Below are 18,030 nucleotides of genomic sequence, written 5' to 3' on the forward strand. Positions count from 1 at the left end.
TTTGTAATGGTCTGAAACCGCGATACATTCCAGCAGCAACAATTCTTAGCTGCTGCGCGCCTTCTGCCAGAAGCGGCAGGCGGCCTCCACAACTGCGGCGGGATCGTCCGGGGGCAGCCATTGGGCCTCGGGCCGTGCGCGAAACCATGTAAGCTGGCGCTTGGCGTAGGCCCTCGTGTTGCGCAGCCAGAGGGAGCGGCAGTCCTCAAGAGAAAGGCGTCCCTGCAAGTGCGCCAGCGCTTCGGCGCAGCCAATGCCCGACCAGCCCGGCGCGGCAGGGTCGGCGCAATGGCTCATGGCCGCGCGGGCCTCGTCCAGCGCGCCGCCCGCAAACATGAGGTCAAGGCGGCGGGCCAGTCGTGGCTCAAGCCATACCAGGGACGCGTCCAGCGTCAGCAGGGGGCCGACGCAGAGCGGCGTACTCATGGAATTACTGTGCCACCACGTAAAGGGACGCCCCGTGCTTTGGCAGACCTCCAGCGCGCGGATGATGCGCTGTCGGTCGTTGGGGTGGATTTTGGCGGCATAGGCGGGGTCGGCTTGCGTCAGTTCGGCATGCAGGGCGGGCGCGCCCTGGGCGTCCACGCGGGCGGTGATCGCAGCGGTGAGTTGCGGGTCAACGGGCGGAATTTCCGCCATGCCCCGCAGCAAAGCCTGAAAGTATAAGCCCGTGCCTCCCACCAGCAGAGGCGTTTTGCCACGCGCAAGGATGTCGCGCACCTTGTCCACTGCGGCTTCTGCCCATCGGCCAGCGCTGATCTTGTTCTCAGTGGGCAAGAAACCATACAGGTGGTGCGGGCACGAGGCGCGTTCTTCTGGCGAGGGTTGGGCCGTAATCAAGGGAAAATCGGCATAGACCTGACGCGAATCAGCGTTGACTACCTCGCCGTCAAGGGCAGCAGCCAGGGCAAGCGCCGCTGCCGTTTTGCCCGAGCCGGTAGGCCCGGCCAGGCAGATAACCGGCAGCGGCGCAGAAGTCGTTTCAGGCATGATCACTTGACGCGGAAGCCGCCAAAAGGCGGTGCAAGGCAGGGCGTACCCTGACGCACTTCGCCCTTGTGGTACTTATCCATCAGGGCCGTGCGCACGTTTTCAGGCACGAGGCCCTTGATGTCCGCGCCATGGCTGGCCGCAGCCTTGACTATGGTTGAGCTGATGAACAGCCACTGGTAGTCGGTCATCAAAAAGACCGTCTGGATGTGGCGTTGCAGGCGGCGGTTCATGAGCGCCAACTGGAATTCGTACTCAAAGTCCGAGGCCGCGCGCAGCCCACGCAGCAGGGCGCAGGCCCCGCGTTGGGCCGCGTATTCCACAGTGAGGCCGGAGAAAGGCTCCACCACGGCGCGCGGTTCATCCTTGAGCGCCTCCCGGGCCATTTCCACCCGCTCTTCATGGCTGAACAGGGGGAATTTGGGCGTATTGTCCGCCACGGCCACAACAATTTGGTCAAAGACTTCGCAGCCGCGCCGGATAAGGCTCAGGTGCCCGTTGGTCAGCGGATCGAAAGTGCCGGGGTAGAGTGCTATTCTCATGGCAGTGTCCAGATGCATATGCGTGTCTGACCGAAGAGGCGTTCGGCCTCAAGAGTCCATTCTGCGGGCAGGTTTACCCGTGCGTCTTTTTCAATTTCAGCCGTTACAAAAGCCCCCGGTGCAAGCCAGCGGCGAGTAGCCAGCAGCTTGAGGGCCGGGTTGGCAAGATTTTTGCGGTAGGGCGGATCCATAAAAATAAGCGAATACGGTTCCGCAGGGGGAGTTTTGAGCACACGTAGCACATCATCGCTCACAATGCGGGCCTCATTTTCCACCCCCAGGGCGGCGATGTTGTCCTTGAGGCAGCGCACGGCCTGGGGGGCCATTTCCACCATCAGGGCGTGTTCTGCGCCCCGGCTGATGGCTTCAAAGGTCAGGCTGCCGCTGCCCGCAAAGAGGTCTAGCACCCGTGCGCTGTACCAGTCCATGCCGCGCGCGGCGAGCATGGAAAAAAGCGCCTCGCGTGTTTTGCCCATGGCGGGGCGGTAGCCCTCGCCTTCAACAGTCTTAAGATTGCGTCCGCCAAGACGCCCCGAAATAATCCGCATGACGGCCTACATGCGCGAGAGCAGGCGGGTGAGGGCGTAATCCATCTTTTCCATGGCCTCCTGCAGCTCGGTTTGTTCCACCCATGGGCGGTTTTCCACATCGGCCATCTTGCCTTTGAACATACCCCACTTGCGTTCCACTTCGTCCGTGAGGAATGTCCAGTTGACGCGGGGATGGGCCTGGGTTTCGTGCTGCACGGTTTCGGTGAGCTGCGGCCCTTCAAGCACCATTTCTTCAAGGTAGGTGGCAATAAGGGGGCGCTTGGCGAATTTTTGTTCAATAAGCCCGGCAAATACGTTCTGGGCCTTTGTTTCACCATGGGTCAGCACCACCTGCGCGCCGTTGCCGGTCAGCGGCTTGAGCCATTCAAGCAGCTGGCTTTGCCCGGCGTGGCCGGAAAATCCGTTGATGGTGAAAATGCGGGCGGCAACATCAATATCTTCGCCAAAGAGCGTGATCTTTTTGGCCTTTTCCACCAGCTTTCGGCCCGGTGTGCCCACGCCCTGATAGCCCACAAAAACAATGCTTGCACCGGGCTTCCAGATATTGTGGCGCAGGTGATGGCGTACGCGGCCCGCGTTGCACATGCCGCTGGCCGAAATGACAATGGCAGGGCCCTTGTAGTCATTGATGGCCTGTGATTCCGCAGCGGAAAGCGTGTAGCGCAGGTTGGGCAGCGAGAATGGATCATCCCCGCCGTTGAGCATTTTGAGCGCTTCATCGTCAAAAAGCTCGCGGTTGCGTTCAAAAACTTCTGTGGCGCGGATGGCCAGGGGACTGTCCACAAATACGGGCATATCCGCCGGCAGTTTGTTCTGCTTGGCGAGCATGTGCAGGCAGTAGAGCACTTCCTGAGTACGCTCCACGGCAAATGCCGGAATGATTACCTTTTCGCTCTTGCCGTAGCTGTAGGCAATGGCTTCGCCCAGTTCGTCAACGCTGAGGTTTTCGTCCTTGTGGTCACGGTCGCCGTAAGTGGATTCCATGAACACGTAGTCGGCCTTGGGCGGGGTCTCAGGGCTGCGCACAATGAGCGACTGCGGGCGGCCAATGTCGCCCGAAAAGATGAGGCTGGTGGTTTTGCCGTCTTCATCAGCCTCAAGGCGCAAGGAGCCGGAACCAAGAATATGACCAGCGTCATAGTAGATTACGCGGATGCCCGGTGCGGGCTCAAACACCTTGTGGTAATCAACAGTCTGAAAAAGGGTGACCGTTTTTTGGGCATCCTCAACATTGTACAGGGCCGTTGGGGGATTTTTAAGCCCGCGCCGCTGGTATTTGCGCGCTTCCCACAGGGCTTCCATTTCCTGGATGTGGGCGCTGTCCTGCAACATGAGGTCCAGCAGTTCGCTGGTGGCCTTGGTGCAGAAAATGGGACCGGCAAAGCCCTCCTTGACCATCTTGGGCAGCAGGCCGGAGTGGTCGATGTGAGCATGGGTGACAAGAATAAAGTCAATGGCGGTAGGCTGATAAAGTTCAGTTTCGCGGTTGCGGGCTTCAATGGCCTTGTTGCCCTGGTGCATGCCGCAATCAATGCAAAAGCGCTTGCCAGCCGCCTCAACCATATAACATGAACCGGTCACGGTTTGCGCCGCACCCAGAAATTGTACTTTCATTTGTTCCTCCACTGAGGGTTGGCGGCTTGAGAGGCCGCAAGCTCTTTGCTGACCGCGATACAAGGCGGAAAAGACGCAAGGAGACTTTTTTCCATAGCCGCAAGCGCGGCCCAGCGTCAAGCAAGGGGCCAGTCGGTAATGTTCCCGCATTGCCTTTGGCCGAAGGCCCACATATACTGAAAGTTGTCGGCCCGTGCGGCGTCTTTTGCACGCAGGCCTCCCCCCATACTTCAAGAGGAACAAGGAGCATTCATGCCTGAACTGCAACAGAACATGATTGATGATCTCTCTTCCGTCACCACAGAATCTTGGCGTACCTTCCGCATCATGGCGGAAATGGTGGAGGCGCTTGATACGCTCAACGCGCTCAAGGTCAAATGCATATCCCTTTTTGGTACTGCCCGGTGCAAACCGGATTCGCAGGAATATAAAGATGCTGAAAAAATTTCGCGCCTTCTGGTGGAAGCGGGATTTGGCGTCATCAGCGGCGGCGGCCCCGGCATTATGGAAGCCGCCAACAAAGGAGCCTTTAAAGCCAACGGCGTGTCTGTTGGCCTGCACATCCAGTTGCCGCACGAACAGGGTTGCAACCAGTATGTAAAAACACGCTGCAATTTCCGTTACTTTTTCATCCGCAAGTTCATGTTTGTCAAATATGCCATGGCCTACGTGGTCATGCCCGGCGGCATGGGCACCATCGATGAACTCTCAGAGGCTTTTGTGCTGGCCCAGACCGGGCGCACGCGGCCTTTCCCCATCATTTTGTATGATTCAAGCTACTGGAGCGGCCTGCTGGAATGGATGCGCAAGACCATGGTTGCGCGGGGTTTCATCAAGGAAGGCGAAATCGACAAGCTCATTACGGTTTGCGACACGCCCGAAGATGTGGTTGCCCAGCTATGCAGGGTAATTATTTAGCCGCCGCATGAATACGAATAGCTCTGACGTGCGGGCCTTTTCTCCTGCCGGGCCGTTAACGCCGCCCCCGCCGGGTCATACCTGGCAGGGGCTGATGCGGCTGGCTCTGGAAAAGGCCCGCGCCAGCGGCGCTGCAGGCGAGGTGCCCGTGGGGGCGCTGGTGGTGGCTCCGGATGGGCGCATCCTTGCCTGTTGCGGCAATGCGCCCATCAGCGGCAATGATCCCACCGCCCATGCCGAGGTGCTGGCGCTGCGTGCCGCCGGAGCTGCGCTTGGCAACTACAGGCTCAACCAGTGTGTGCTGGTGGTGACGCTTGAACCCTGCGCCATGTGCGCAGCAGCCATAATCCATGCGCGCATTGCAGGGCTTGTGTACGGCGCAGCCGACCCTCTGGCCGGAGCCGTTGTTTCCCGCGCTGAATATTTTGACGCCCAGTGCGCCAATCACCGGGTATGGCACATGGGCGGCGTGCTTTCTGAGGAATGCGCCTCCTTGCTCCACGATTTTTTTGGCCAGCGGCGGGACTAGGCTGGCATGTCGAAATAAAGCAGCGGCGGGTTCTGAATTTTGATCCGCCGCACAACCTGCCACAGGAGCAGTATGCTCGAACTGACAGTATTTATGAGCGGCGCGCTGGTAATGGTGCTTGAAATGGTCGGCGCGAGGGTGTTGGCCCCGCATGTGGGGACCTCCGCCGTCGTGTGGACAAGCCTTATTGGCGTGGTACTGGCCTGCCTTGCCCTGGGCGCATGGGCGGGGGGGCGGCTGGCCGACAAAACCCTTTCCCGGCGAGGGTTGGGCCTGGCCCTGGCAGGGGCTGGCATTGGGAGCGGTCTGACGGCCTTGTGCCATGAGGTCATAGGCCAATGGGTAACGGCAGCCGTGGGCAACCTGTATGCGGCGGCGGTTCTGGCGGCGGTGTGCATTTTTGCTCTGCCCGCATTTTTTTTCGGCATGGTGACGCCCTATGCCATACGCCTGCGCATCGAGAGTGTGGATTCCTCAGGGGCCACCGTGGGCAGGCTGTACGCCCTTTCCACTGCGGGCAGTATTGTGGGAACCTTTCTGGGCGGCTTTATCCTCATCTCCTTTTTGGGCAGCACAAGTATTTTATGGGGTGTGGCTGCGGCCATGCTGGGCCTTTCGCTGTGCAACGGCGGGGGGCACATGCGTTTGCGCCTTGTGCTGCTGGCTGTTTGCGGGCTTATGGCTGTGGTGGCGGCAAGTTATGGCCGCTGGCAGGATGGCAGGGCCATGAGCCATCTTGTGGAAAGCCCCTATAACAGCATCCGCATTTTTGAAGGGGTAGACTGGGCGCAGAACGGCAGGCCCGTGCGCCTTATGGCTACTGATCCCGGTTACAGCCAGTCGGGCATGTATCTGGACGCCCCTAATGAACTGTATTTTCGGTACACCCAGTTTTACGCGTTGGGGCCGCATTTTACGCCCCATGCGAACCGGGTGCTCATGCTGGGCGGCGGCGGGTATTCTGTTCCCAAATGGCTGCTTGCAGATAATTCCCCTCTGGCAAAGCCCGAGGCCGCGCGCGTGACCGTGGTGGAACTTGATCCGGCCATGACGGAAACAGCCCGGCGCTGGTTTTCTCTGCGTGATGATCCCCGTCTGAGTGTGCGGCACGAGGACGCCAGGGCTTTTCTGAACCGTCAGCGTGATCAGTACGACTTGGTGTTTGTGGATGTTTTCAACTCGCACTATGCCGTGCCTTTCCAGATGGGAACACGCGAGGCAGCCGCTGGCTTGCGGCGAGCTGTGGCTCCTGGCGGAGTTGTGCTCATGAACGTGATTTCCGCTGTGGAAGGGCCGGATGCCCGCCTGTTTCAGGGGATTTTCAACGCATTGCGCCAGTCTTTTGCCGAGGTGCAGGTGTACTGCGCTGGCGGCGAAGCACCCGACAAGCTGCAAAACCTTATGGTTGCCGCTTTTCCCGAGCAGCGGCCAGGCACCCCGACGGGCGCGCTGCCATCCCTGGCGGCAGCAGACACAGAAAATGCCCATTCAGGCGGCTTGCGCCTTGCCGACATGCTGGCAAGCAGGTACACGGGTACAGCCCTCTTTGACACCCCCGCGCTTACGGATGATTTTGCCCCGGTGGAACGTTACACGCTGGTTTTGTTGCGTCAGTAGGCGCACAGGCGACAGTGCTTGCAGATGGCAGAGGAAAAAGCTAAGCTGAAGCTCTAACGTGAGGGAGGCGCATATGGACAATAGTGTTGTCAAACCCGTCAATCCCAATGACCTTGTGCTGGATATCGTTGGAAGAAAATATGTGAGCGGCAGTTCTCTGACCACGGCGGAAGAACTGATGGCTCTTTCTGCCTCTGCTGGCGAGATGGCCAAAAATTATGGCCCAGGCCCCGCTGAAATGGTGTTGAAGAAGCCGGAACTGCCGGAAAGCGTCAAGGGGATTCTGGTCGAACACGCAGGGTAATTTTTTTGCCAAAAGCGTTACTGCCCGCCGATGCTGGATGGCCGCAAGGCCCGGAAGGTAAGGCTTGGCCCTTGCTTGCTGTTACTACGTTACTAATGCCTACTTGGGGGGCTTTTTTTGAACGAAACAATTGATGATCTCACAGTGCAGTTTGAGGAAAACGGTCAGGTTATCGTTAACGAACTGGACAAAGTTGTGCTGAGCAAGGGCGCATGGACCACCATCCTTTTTCGCTATCAGCAGTGGCAGCCGGAAAAAGACTGTTTTGGCCCGGACATGTATGTTATCCGTCGCTACAAAAAGGCGGGGGGCGAATACCGCCAGCAGTCCAAATTCAATATTTCCAGCGCGGATCAGGCCCGCAAGATCGTTGATGCCCTGAGCTCCTGGATCAATTAGACAAAGCCTCGGCGGAGCGGGCAGCTACAGCTTTTGCCAATACGCTCCGCGTTTGACCTGAAAAATGCATACCTCCTGCGCGTGAACCGTTCACTTGCAGCTTGCAGTGTATTTAACCATTGTACATATGGCAAAAGCCGACTCTCTTTGGAGCGTCGGCTTTTTTTGTGGAGCAGGGCTGAGGTTGGCAGTACAAAAGCTCATAAAAAAGCTTTTGTACTGCCATGCGCAGGAAGCGCCCCGGTTTATCAGGGCGCTTCGCGCAGGAGGAGGGAAGGGGATACGCCCATGTGGCAGCATCGGCGTATACGCAGCTGTGGCTGCGGAGGCAATGGTTGCGGCGTAGTTGCGGCCTGTCCGCTACCATTATGTATGTTGAAACATATCGGAGGGGGCGTTAGCTTTGCGTTAAGGATTATCGGCAGCCTGCTGTTGCAGACGCATGTCGGCTGACGGGCAGGCAATGCACTGCAAAAACTCCCTGCCAAGCTCCACTGAAAAAATCGGATTGCTGTATGGGTATAGCGGTACCGAATTTTAGCGGGTATTCCTTATCCAAAAAATACAGTATACCCGCATTTCGTGCCAAACAAAATTGAGAAAGCTGAAGTTTGGCAAAAAACACTGCGAACAGGTAGGGAAATGCGGTGTCGCCAGCGGGCAGGCCCAGTTTTTTGCTTGAAAAAAATAATATCTGTTGACATTGAAAATGCCCCAAACTATGTTCGGGCAATCACTGATTGGGTATAGTAAATTTTTTTGCAGAGGCTTTACATGGGTAAGGCTCCAAGCGGAAAGTCTACCTCCCGTAATCTCTGGAGTCCTTAATGGCTACTTCTATCTACGTCGGCAATCTGCCCTGGTCCGCCACTCAGGAAGGCGTTGAATCCCTGTTCAGCCCCTACGGCGAAGTTCTTTCCGTGAAGCTCGTTTCCGACCGCGAAACCGGCCGCGCCCGTGGCTTTGGCTTTGTGGAAATGGAAGACGCCGACGCCATCAACGCCATTGCCGCTCTTGACGGCAAGGAATTTGACGGCCGCGCCCTTCGCATCAACAAGGCTGAGCCCAAAAAGCCCGCCCCCCGTCGCTGGTAGTCGACCAAATTCGTTTGATATGGAAGGCCGCGAGAAATCGCGGCCTTCTTTTTGTCTTAAAAGCAGCCGAAGGATGATGGTTTGTTTGCCGGGCTGGTGCCCGAAACAAAAGGGCGGCTTGGAGTCAATGGTTAAGGAACGACGGCCTGCCTGAGTCAGCCATCAGAACGGCTCATGCGGTAGCCGATGCCCACGTGGGTGCGGATGCAATCACATTGCGGCGAGGCGGCCTCCAGTTTTTTGCGCAAGGTTGCCATAAACACGCGCAATGAAGGAAGCGACTGCGGCAGGGCACTGCCCCACACGGCCTGCAAGATTGTTTTGTGCGTAAGCACCTTGCCCACATTGTTTGCGAGCAGGCACAGCAGTTTGTATTCCATGGGCGCAAGATGCACCTGTTGCCCGGCAACGCTGACGCACCCTGCGGCAAAATCAATACGCAGATCGCCATTCTCAAAGCTGCTTTCGCTGCGGCCCATGTGCCCGCGTTCATACCGAACGCGCCGCAGGGCGGCACGCAGCCGGGCCAGCAATTCATCAACGCTGAAAGGTTTGGTAAGGTAGTCATCCGCGCCTGCGTCCAGCGCGGCTACCTTGTCGTCATCTTCGCTGCGGGCGCTCAGCACAATAATGGGCAGCATGGACCATTGGCGCACCGCCCGGATGATATCCACGCCGTCCATGTCCGGCAGGCCCAGATCAAGCAGTATGACATCGGGATTGGCCCGCGAGGCCTCTGCAAGGGCCTCGCGCCCGGTGGCGGCGGTCAAAAAGGATATGCCGTGGCTCTCAAGCGTGGTTGTCACAAGCGCGCGGATGACCTTGTCATCTTCCACCACAAGAATACGCTCGGGAATTCCGTTGGCGTTCTGGTCTGCCGGAGTGGTCGCTAAGGGCGGATTTTGCGGCATGGATATTCCTTCTGTCAGGCCGGTAGGGTGAAATCTTCCATCTCGCGCGGCAAGGCCATGGAAAAAACCGCGCCATGCGGGGTGTTGGAAAATACCTCAATGCTCCCGCCGTGGGCCTGAACAATACTGCGGCACAGGGCCAGCCCAAGCCCCATGCCTCGGCGGCCATCACCATTTTTTATGGCTGCGGAGTGGAACATGTCAAAAATGCGGTTCTGTTCCGCTTCTGAAATTCCCGGGCCATTGTCGGCAACTTCCAGCCTGACCCACGGCCCGTCAGCCCTTGCCCGTATGCGGATGGCTGTTCCCTCTGGCGTGTGTTTGACGGCATTGTCCAGCAGATTGACCAGTACCTGCACCATGAGCTGGGCGTCAATGCGGGCCATGAGCATGCCTTCAGGCATTTCCGCGCGCAGATCGTGGTGCGCTGCACGGCGGCTGGTGATCTGCACAGCCTCGGCAATGACATCTTCAAGCAGCTCCGGCTCAAGGCGAAGGGTAAAATCCTGTTGCTCAAGCCGGGTGAGGGCCAGCAGGTTTTCCACCATGCCCACAAGGTAGCGGGCTTCCTCTTCAATGGAAGAGGCAATCGCCGCATTGCGTTCTGGCGAGCCGGATCCGCCCTGCCCGGCGAGGATGGCGGCATTGCCGCAGATGCCTGTGAGCGGCGTGCGCAGATCGTGCGATATGGAGCGCAGCACATCGGCGCGCAGTTTTTCCTGCTGCGCGCGCACGGCAATACTGGCGTTGGCCTTCGTGAGTCGTTCCTTTTCCAACGCCAGCGCGCATTCCCCAGCCAGCGCCAGAACAAGGTTTTTGCTGTTGGCATCGGCAAGCGGAGTCGTGCGGCCCGGCAGAACATGCAGCTCGGCCACGGCCAGAACGGCAGACTGGCTGCTGATGGGAATAAAGCTGTGCCGTGATCCAGGCAGGGAATCTGTTCCCGCGCCGGCAGGGCGGTTATTCTTGGCAACCCACTGGGCAACGCCCAGTTCGTCCTTTGGCGTGTCCTTGCTGTGCCCTGATGCAGCGCGTGGGCTGCCATAACCCTGCATTTTGTCAGCCCGGTATGGAAAAACGGGCCGGGCTTCAAGCAGCCCTTGCCGCACTGAATAGAGCGTTGTTTCGCAGCCCAGCAGGGTGCCAAGCTGGCGGGCAGTTTCCAGCAGGATGGCAGGTTCGTCCTTGGCCTTTTGCAGGCGGCGGCTGTTGCCAAGCAGCAGCTCCGTATGCAGCGCTCGCACCGCGCTTTGCCGCGCCTGCATGCGTGCGCGGCCTGTGATGGCGCTGGTGGCGGCGGAAACCAGGAGCATTGCGCAAAAAAGGCCCACATAGTCGGTATCATAAACCGTAAAGCTGAAACGCGGCTCAACAAAGAGAAAGTCGAAAAGGGCCACCCCGGCCACGGAGGCCGCCACACCGTACCACGGCCCGGTGCTGAGGATGGAAACGCCCAGCACACCCATCATATACAAGCCCGCAATCCCGCCATTGGGCATGCCCAGCGAGAACGTGAGCAGGCCTGCGACGCTGCACACGGCCATGATCGCAGCAGTGGCGCACCATTGCCGCCACGAGCGGGGTGCTGTGCCCCGCAAGGCCTTGAGCGCCGTAAACAAAGGCCCGGCATGTTCGGGTGCTCTGCCCACGGGCACGGCATCGGGGATGATGTAGGTTTCCATCTCCGGCGCAAGTTCGGCAAGGCGCTCCACCAGCGTTTTGCTTTTGCGGAACAGCCATCCGCCAGCCGGGGAGCGCCCCACCACAATCTTGCTTACCCCGCTCATGCGCGCGTATTCCGCTATCTGGGCGGGAACGTCCTCGCCGTGCAGGGTCACGATAACCGCGCCCAGGTCTTCCGCCAGTTTCAGGTTGTCGTGCAGGGTATCGCGGCTTTTGGCGTCACTGCGGCGCGGCACAGTGTTTTGCACAAAAAGGGCGGTGAAATCAGCGCGAAAGGCCTCCACCATACGGGCGGCGGTGCGGATAACCCGCGCATTGCTTGGCGCGCCTGAAAGGCAGATGAGAATGTGCTCCTTGATCTGACGCCCTGTTTCCTGCCCTCCGCCAGCGGAGGATGCCCGCCGGTTGACGCGGTCGGCCATGCGGCGCAGGGCAATTTCCCGCAGGGCGATGAGATTGGCGGGCAGAAAAAAGTGTCCCAGCGCCCGTTGCGCCTGGGCCTCGGCGTATATTTTGCCTTCGTGAAGGCGGGATACAAGCTCGTCTGGCTCCAGATCGACCAGTTCCACCTGATCTGCACCGTCAAAAACGCTGTCGGGTATGCGCTCGCGTACCACCACGCCGGTCATGGCGGCTACCACATCGTTGAGGCTTTCCAGATGTTGCACGTTAACCGTGGTCCATACGGATATGCCCGCCTGGAGCAGCTCCTCCACATCCTGAAAGCGCTTGCGGTTACGGCAGCCCTGCGCATTGGAGTGGGCCAGCTCGTCCACAAGGGCGATTTCCGGCTTGCGGGCCAGCACGGCATCCACATCCAGTTCGTTGAGCGTGATGCCCCTGTGTTCTATCCGCAGGGGCGGCAAGGCCTCCAGACCCGGCAGCAGGGCCGCTGTTTCCGGCCTTGGGTGCGGTTCCACATAGCCCACAACAATGCTGTGCCCCTGCTCCTGAGCGGCGTGGGCCGCCCGCAGCATGGAATATGTTTTGCCCACGCCCGCCGCATAGCCGAAAAATATCTTGAGCAAGCCTATGGGCGATGGGCGTGACGGCGCGCCCGCCGCGCCAGCGAGGGGTTTGCCGCCCGGAGCTGTCTGTTGCAACTGGGCAAGCAGGGCATCGGGGGATGGACGTTTATAGCTGTCTGTCATGGTTGTTCTCAGGTTCGTATGCCGTGCGGCATTCAGCGGGGAGCGGCGGTTGATGTCCCTGAAACACCGCGCCCGTTGGGCAGCAGGCCTTCCAGCGCCAGATTGACTTCAAGCACGTTGACCCGCGCCTCGCCCAGCAGACCTAAAGTGCGGCCTTGCGTATACATGGCGATGGTGCGGCGCACTTCCGCAGCCGTAAAACCTGTGGCGCGGGCCAGCCGCTCCACCTGAAATTCTGCGGCGGCTGGCGAAATATGCGGATCAAGCCCGCTGCCTGATTCCGTAAGCATATCCACAGGAATGGGCTGGCCGGATTTTTCTGGATGCGCCAGCCGGATGCGTGCCGCGCGCTCCTGCAACGTTGTAGCGTATGCGGCAGTGGCAGGGCTTTTGTTGCTTGGACCGGCGTAGAGCAGGGGCTTGCCGTTGTCGGTATAAGTGGCGGTGTCTGCACTCACGGGGCGGCCCCACAAATGGTTGGCGGCTGTGAAGGGCTGGCCCAGCAACGTGCTGTAGTGCCTGCCCTTGACGGTAATGATACTGCCTTCGGCCTGAAAGGGAAACAGCGCCTTGCCCGCAAGGGTGAGCGCGCCTGTATAGGCGCAGGTGAGGGCCGTCATGATGCACAGAAAAATCAGAGAGCGGCGCAGCAATGCTGTGATGGACATGATGCTTCTCCTCAGGCCAGCCCAAGGCCGACCAGGCAGAGGTCAATAAGTTTGATGGCGGCAAAGGGGGCCGCAAGGCCGCCGAGGCCGTAAATAAAGAGGTTGCGGCGCAACAGCAGCTCCGAACTTTCCTCCCTGTAGGGCACGCCGCGCAGGGCCAGCGGAATGAGGGCCACAATGATGAGGGCATTGTATATGGTGGCCGCCAGTATGGCGCTTTGCGGGCTGTGCAGGCCCATGATGTTGAGAGCGGCAAGGCCGGGGTACAGGCCCATGAACAGGGCCGGAATGATGGCAAAGTATTTTGCCGCGTCGTTGGCAAGGGAAAAGGTGGTGAGGCTGCCGCGCGTCATGAGCAGCTGCTTGCCGATGCGCACGATATCCAGCAACTTGGTAGGCGAGGAATCCAGATCAACCATGTTGCCCGCTTCCTTGGCGGCCTGCGTGCCCGTATTCATGGCAACCGCCACATCCGCCTGCGCCAGAGCCGGGGCGTCGTTGGTGCCGTCGCCCGTCATGGCGACCAGATGTCCCTTGGCCTGATAGTCCCTGATCAGGTTCAGCTTGGTCTCCGGCGTGGCCTCGGCCAGAAAGTCATCCACCCCGGCCTCGGCGGCAATGGCGGCGGCAGTGAGCGGATTGTCGCCCGTGATCATGACGGTCTTGATGCCCATGCGCCGCAGCTCTCCGAATTTTTCGCGCACGCCGTCCTTGATGACATCCTTGAGGTGGATCACGCCAAGCACTGCGGCATCGCGGGCAACAACAAGGGGTGTGCCGCCCTGACGGGCAATGCTTTGCACCGCTTCATCGCACTGCGGGCTCAAACGCCCGCCAAGCTGCTCCGCAAAAGCGCGCACGGCATCCGCCGCGCCTTTACGTATGGAGGAACCCCGCGCATCAACGCCGCTCATGCGGGTGTGGGCGGAAAATGGAACAAACGTCGTGTCTGCCTCAGGATGCGTTGCGCCCTCCTGCGGAAACAGGCTGTTTGCCAGTTGTACGATGCTGCGGCCCTCGGGAGTTTCGTCCGCAAGCGAGGCAAGGCAGGCGGCTTCCGCCAGCTCCAGCTCGGTGCGCCCGTCCACAGGTATAAAACTGACGGCCAGCCGATTGCCAAGAGTTATGGTGCCTGTCTTGTCGAGCAGAAGCACGTCCACATCGCCAGCCGCCTCAATGGCGCGCCCACTCATGGCAAGCACGTTGGCCTGATTGAGGCGGCTCATGCCCGCAATACCTATGGATGAAAGCAGCGCGCCAATGGTGGTGGGGGCCAGGCAGACAAAGAGCGCCACCAGCGAGGTGACATCTGCCGGGTTTGCCGCATGATTCTGATCTGCCGCAAATCGGGCAAAACACCACAACGTACCCGTGACCAGCAGAAAGATGACCGTAAGCGCCACCAGCAGAATGTTCAGGGCGATCTCGTTGGGTGTTTTCTGGCGGGCTGCGCCTTCGACCATGGCGATCATTTTGTCCAGAAAGCTGCGGCCAACCTCGCTGGTAACGCGCAGCACCAGCCAGTCGGAAAGTACGGTTGTGCCGCCGGTAACGGCGCTACGGTCGCCGCCGCTCTCCCGTATGACCGGGGCGGATTCGCCCGTGATGGCGCTTTCGTCCACAGAGGCTGCCCCTTCGGTCACATCGCCGTCAGCGGGGATCATCTCACCTGCCAGCACAAGCACGTAGTCGCCGGGTTTCAGCTCGGTGGACGAAGTCATCACAAAGGCTTCGTGCTGCGCAGGGTCCGGCAGCTTGCGGGCGTCAACACTCTTGCGCGATTTGCGCAGGCTGTCGGCCTGGGCCTTGCCCCGGCCTTCGGCGAGGGCTTCCGCAAAGTTGGCAAAGAGCACCGTAAACCAGAGTATGGCGGCGATTGCGCAGGCAAAGGCGCTCTGGCCTGCGGCGGCGGGAATGAATCCCCACGTCCCTGCCAGCGCAAGGGCCGTGGTCATGATGGCGGAAAGATATACGGTGAACATGACAAAATTGCGCGCCTGAATGTGCGGAGCCAGCTTGATGAACGAATCGCCAAGGGCCCGCTGGAGCATCCGGCTGTTGCGCGGGGCATGTGCAGTTTTGGCTGACATGGCTGTATCCTTTATTGTTGAGCGCGCTGATTAACGCGCCATTTGCAAATGTTCGGCAACGGGGCCAAGAGCCAGAGCGGGGAAGAAGCTCAGCGCGCCCACCAGCAGCACCACAAATATGAGCAGAAAAACAAACATGCCGTTGCTGGTCGAGAGCGTGCCGGAGCTTGCGGCCACAGTCTTTTTGCCAGCCATGCTGGATGCGGCGGCAAGGATGGCGGCCACGGGCACAAAGCGCCCGGCAAGCATAAGTGCGCTCAGCAGCACGTTCAGAAAAGGCGTGTTGGCGTTCAGCCCGGCAAAGGCCGAGCCGTTGTTGGCCCCGGCGGAGGTGGCGGCATAGAGCAGTTCGCTGAAGCCGTGGGGCAGGGCGTTGTTCAGGCTGTCCACAACCTGAGGAACAATGCTCATCAGACCAGCTCCGATCAGGATGACGACCGGCGTGGTCAGGCAGACCACAACGGCCATTTTCATTTCAAAAGGTTCCACCTTTTTGCCCAGATATTCTGGGGTGCGGCCCACCATCAGGCCGGCCATGAAAACGGTCAGCAGAACAAAGGCCAGCATGCCGTAGAGGCCGCTGCCCACACCGCCAAAGACCACCTCGCCCAACTGCATGAGCACCATGGGAACCAGCCCGCCCAACGGCGAGAAGCTGTCGTGCATGGCATTGACCGAGCCGTTGGAAGCGGCAGTTGTAGCGGCGGCCCAGATGGCGCTGCCTGTTATGCCAAAGCGCGCCTCCTTGCCTTCCATGTTGCCTCCGGCCTGAGCCAGCAGGCCGCTGCGGGCCGCAAGGTCTGTCTGCCCAGTCTGGGCCAGTTGCGGGGTGGCGCTCTGCTCTGCCCAGGCAGTGAAGCCGATGGCGGCGGCCAGCAGCAGGGTCATGGTGATGAATATGGCTACGCCCTGCCGCATGTCGGTGATCTGCCTGCCAAAGGTGAAGCACAGACCAGCGGGAATGAGCAGCAGGGCCAGCATTTCCAGCATATTTGCGAGGGGGGTGGGGTTTTCGTGCGGGTGGGCGGAATTGACGCCGTTGTAGCCGCCGCCATTGGTGCCAAGCTGCTTGGGCGCAACCTGCGAGGCTTGCGGCCCCATGGGAACCATTTGTTCCGTAACGGTCGCCCCGTCTTCAGTTGTAAGCGGCTCAAGCAGTGCCACGGTTTTGTAGGGTGAAAAATTCTGCGGCACGCCCTGCCAGATGAGCAGCAGCGAAAGCGCCAGCGAGAGCGGCACAAGGATATACAGGGTGGCGCGGGTGGCGTCTGCCCAGAAGTTGCCGAGACCTGAAACGGCTGGCGTGGCGGAAGTATCAGGCCCGCCGGATACTTCTGTTTTTCGCGCGCGTAGCCCCCGAATCAAGGCGAACAAAATCGCAATGCCCACGGCGGCGGAAACAAAGTTCTGCACTGTAAGGCCTGCCATCTGGGCCAGATAGCTCATGGCGTTTTCACCCGAGTATGCCTGCCAGTTGGTATTGGTGACAAAACTCACCGCTGTGTTCAGGGCCAGATCCCAACTTGTATCAGATATGCCCTGCGGATTCAGGGGCAGGCTGCCCTGCGCCATGAGCAGCAGCATAAGAACCGCAATACTCACACTGCTGAAAGCCAGCACGCAGCCAAGGTAGCGCTTCCAGCCCATCTGCTCCGCCGGGTTGATGCCCATGACGCGGTACAGGCCGCGCTCGCAAGGGGCCAGAACTTTTTGCAGCCAGAACGGTTCGCCGTCCATGACCTTGCCCATGTAAATGCCCAGCGGCCACGCCAGCAATGCGAGCAATATGATGTACAGCAGGCATTGCCCAACCATGTTTTCCATAACGTTCTCCTGTGGGGATTGAACCTTGCCCACGGGAACACGGTATGAAAAAGCGCATAAAATGGGTGTTAAACTTGGGGCGGGAGTATAAAATTTGTATTAAGGCCGATGGTTGTTTTCGTTGTCAGCATGCTTGACATTGTTCAATTGGTGTTGAATGATTGTCCAATGGAAACAAAAAAAGCTACCCAGGTGTTTGAAGCCCTTACGTCCGAGGCGCGCCTCTGCATTTTTCGTCTGCTGGTCAAGCATGCCCCTGACGGTCTGGTGGCGGGGGAGCTTTCACGCCTGGCGGATATCCCCAAGACCAACCTTTCTTTTCATCTGAAAACCCTTGTTCACTGCGGGCTTGCCAGCGTGGAGCGCGAGGGGCGCAACACGCGCTACCGGGCAAACATTCCCTTGATGCTTGAAACAATATCCTATCTGACCGCCGAGTGCTGCTCTGGTCATCCCGAGCAGTGCAGGACGTATCGCCGCGAGAGTTGTGTGGATGCGGTGTTTCTGCCCGACTGTTGCGGGGACAAAACCTCTGACCCGAAGATCAGCCATGAATGACAGTGGAAAAAATGTGTTCCTTGAATGCGCTGGCGGGATGAATGCAACCCCAGTGCTGCGGGCGACGTTTTGAACCTCTTCTTTGAATCCCACTCCGAGGTAACCATGAACATCCTCTTTTTATGCACGGGCAATTCCTGCCGTTCGATTATTGCCGAGGCTCTTTTCCGGTCTATGGCTCCGGTTGGGGTTACAGCGCAGAGCGCGGGCAGCAAACCTGCGGGCTATGTGCACCCCCGCGCTCTTGAGGCTCTGACCGAGGCCGGAATTTCTGCCCAAGGCCTTGCAAGCAAGTCATGGGATGATTTGCCGGAAAAGCCCTCGGTGGTCATAACCCTGTGCGCCGATGCGGCGGGTGAAGCCTGCCCGGTGTATTTTGGATCTGTAGTGCGCAGCCACTGGGGCATGCCCGATCCAGCCAAGGTGCAGGGCGATGAAGCCACAATCAAGGCCGCCTTTGCCGAAACGCTGGAGGTTCTGCGCAGGCGCGTAACAGCCCTGGCGCAGAAGCTGGAGGCCAACCCAGCAATGGACGCAGACACCTTGCAGAGCACTCTTGACGGCATAGCCGCGCACTAAGGGACAGA

Annotated in this window: 17 protein-coding genes; 8 read left to right on the forward strand and 9 right to left on the reverse strand. The window is 59.5% G+C overall.

Going from position 1 to position 18,030, the window contains the following annotated elements; genetic code table 11:
• Positions 1–45: 45 nt before the first annotated feature.
• Genes miaA through ACUZ79_RS04990 form a run of 4 tightly spaced genes read right to left on the reverse strand, consistent with a single transcriptional unit; the run spans position 46 to position 3,697 of the window.
• Positions 46–990, reverse strand: coding sequence for a tRNA (adenosine(37)-N6)-dimethylallyltransferase MiaA (gene miaA / locus ACUZ79_RS04975; RefSeq protein WP_449250883.1), 945 nt, complete (start codon positions 988–990; stop codon positions 46–48).
• 2 nt (positions 991–992) lie between these two features.
• Positions 993–1,550: a pantetheine-phosphate adenylyltransferase gene (gene coaD / locus ACUZ79_RS04980; protein ID WP_411329692.1), complete on the reverse strand. Its 558-nt coding sequence runs from the start codon at positions 1,548–1,550 to the stop codon at positions 993–995.
• The gene (gene rsmD, locus ACUZ79_RS04985) at positions 1,529–2,080 is read right to left on the reverse strand and encodes a 16S rRNA (guanine(966)-N(2))-methyltransferase RsmD (protein ID WP_240823884.1); all 552 of its coding nucleotides are present in this window, start codon (positions 2,078–2,080) and stop codon (positions 1,529–1,531) included. The genes coaD and rsmD overlap by 22 nt, the downstream gene beginning before the upstream one ends.
• Positions 2,081–2,086: 6 nt before the next feature.
• Positions 2,087–3,697 (reverse strand): MBL fold metallo-hydrolase RNA specificity domain-containing protein, encoded by a 1,611-nt coding sequence (locus ACUZ79_RS04990; RefSeq protein WP_240823885.1) that lies wholly within the window; start codon positions 3,695–3,697, stop codon positions 2,087–2,089.
• A 252-nt stretch (positions 3,698–3,949) separates the two neighbouring features.
• Here ACUZ79_RS04990 and ACUZ79_RS04995 point away from each other — a divergent pair, with 252 nt between their 5' ends.
• The 6 genes from ACUZ79_RS04995 to ACUZ79_RS05020 all read left to right on the forward strand — a co-directional run bounded on the left by ACUZ79_RS04995 (position 3,950) and on the right by ACUZ79_RS05020 (position 8,558).
• Entirely contained in the window at positions 3,950–4,615 is a 666-nt protein-coding gene (locus ACUZ79_RS04995; protein WP_449250884.1) for an LOG family protein, read from the forward strand.
• 7 nt (positions 4,616–4,622) lie between these two features.
• Complete coding sequence (tadA, locus tag ACUZ79_RS05000) at positions 4,623–5,144, forward strand: tRNA adenosine(34) deaminase TadA (protein WP_449250885.1); 522 nt, start codon at positions 4,623–4,625, stop codon at positions 5,142–5,144.
• A gap of 72 nt (positions 5,145–5,216) precedes the next feature.
• On the forward strand, positions 5,217–6,761 hold the full coding sequence (locus ACUZ79_RS05005) for a fused MFS/spermidine synthase (protein ID WP_449250886.1): 1,545 nt from the start codon (positions 5,217–5,219) through the stop codon (positions 6,759–6,761).
• 73 nt (positions 6,762–6,834) lie between these two features.
• Positions 6,835–7,065, forward strand: a complete 231-nt coding sequence (locus tag ACUZ79_RS05010; RefSeq protein WP_240823889.1) for a hypothetical protein — start codon at positions 6,835–6,837, stop codon at positions 7,063–7,065.
• 117 nt (positions 7,066–7,182) lie between these two features.
• Entirely contained in the window at positions 7,183–7,464 is a 282-nt protein-coding gene (locus ACUZ79_RS05015) for a hypothetical protein (RefSeq protein WP_027180673.1), read from the forward strand.
• 827 nt (positions 7,465–8,291) lie between these two features.
• A complete protein-coding gene (locus ACUZ79_RS05020; RefSeq protein WP_192112410.1) occupies positions 8,292–8,558 on the forward strand; it encodes an RNA recognition motif domain-containing protein in 267 nt (88 codons plus the stop codon).
• 155 nt (positions 8,559–8,713) lie between these two features.
• Here ACUZ79_RS05020 and ACUZ79_RS05025 read toward each other — a convergent pair whose 3' ends face one another.
• Genes ACUZ79_RS05025 through kdpA form a run of 5 tightly spaced genes read right to left on the reverse strand, consistent with a single transcriptional unit; the run spans position 8,714 to position 16,885 of the window.
• A complete protein-coding gene (locus ACUZ79_RS05025; protein ID WP_240823891.1) occupies positions 8,714–9,469 on the reverse strand; it encodes a response regulator in 756 nt (251 codons plus the stop codon).
• Between the two features lie 14 nt (positions 9,470–9,483).
• Positions 9,484–12,303, reverse strand: a complete 2,820-nt coding sequence (locus ACUZ79_RS05030) for an ATP-binding protein (protein WP_449250887.1) — start codon at positions 12,301–12,303, stop codon at positions 9,484–9,486.
• A gap of 32 nt (positions 12,304–12,335) precedes the next feature.
• Entirely contained in the window at positions 12,336–12,971 is a 636-nt protein-coding gene (locus tag ACUZ79_RS05035) for a potassium-transporting ATPase subunit C (protein ID WP_233483754.1), read from the reverse strand.
• Between the two features lie 11 nt (positions 12,972–12,982).
• Complete coding sequence (kdpB, locus tag ACUZ79_RS05040) at positions 12,983–15,061, reverse strand: potassium-transporting ATPase subunit KdpB (protein ID WP_449250888.1); 2,079 nt, start codon at positions 15,059–15,061, stop codon at positions 12,983–12,985.
• A gap of 30 nt (positions 15,062–15,091) precedes the next feature.
• Positions 15,092–16,885 carry a potassium-transporting ATPase subunit KdpA gene (gene kdpA, locus ACUZ79_RS05045; protein ID WP_449250889.1) on the reverse strand — a complete coding sequence of 598 codons (1,794 nt, stop codon included), beginning with the start codon at positions 16,883–16,885 and terminating at the stop codon, positions 15,092–15,094.
• 168 nt (positions 16,886–17,053) lie between these two features.
• Between kdpA and ACUZ79_RS05050 the strand changes: the two genes are divergently transcribed.
• On the forward strand, positions 17,054–17,443 hold the full coding sequence (locus ACUZ79_RS05050) for an ArsR/SmtB family transcription factor (protein ID WP_449250890.1): 390 nt from the start codon (positions 17,054–17,056) through the stop codon (positions 17,441–17,443).
• Positions 17,444–17,467: 24 nt separating this feature from the next.
• Positions 17,468–18,022 carry an arsenate reductase ArsC gene (locus ACUZ79_RS05055; protein WP_449250891.1) on the forward strand — a complete coding sequence of 185 codons (555 nt, stop codon included), beginning with the start codon at positions 17,468–17,470 and terminating at the stop codon, positions 18,020–18,022.
• The last annotated feature ends 8 nt before the right edge of the window (positions 18,023–18,030 follow it).

This window comes from Desulfovibrio faecalis (assembly GCF_053570625.1).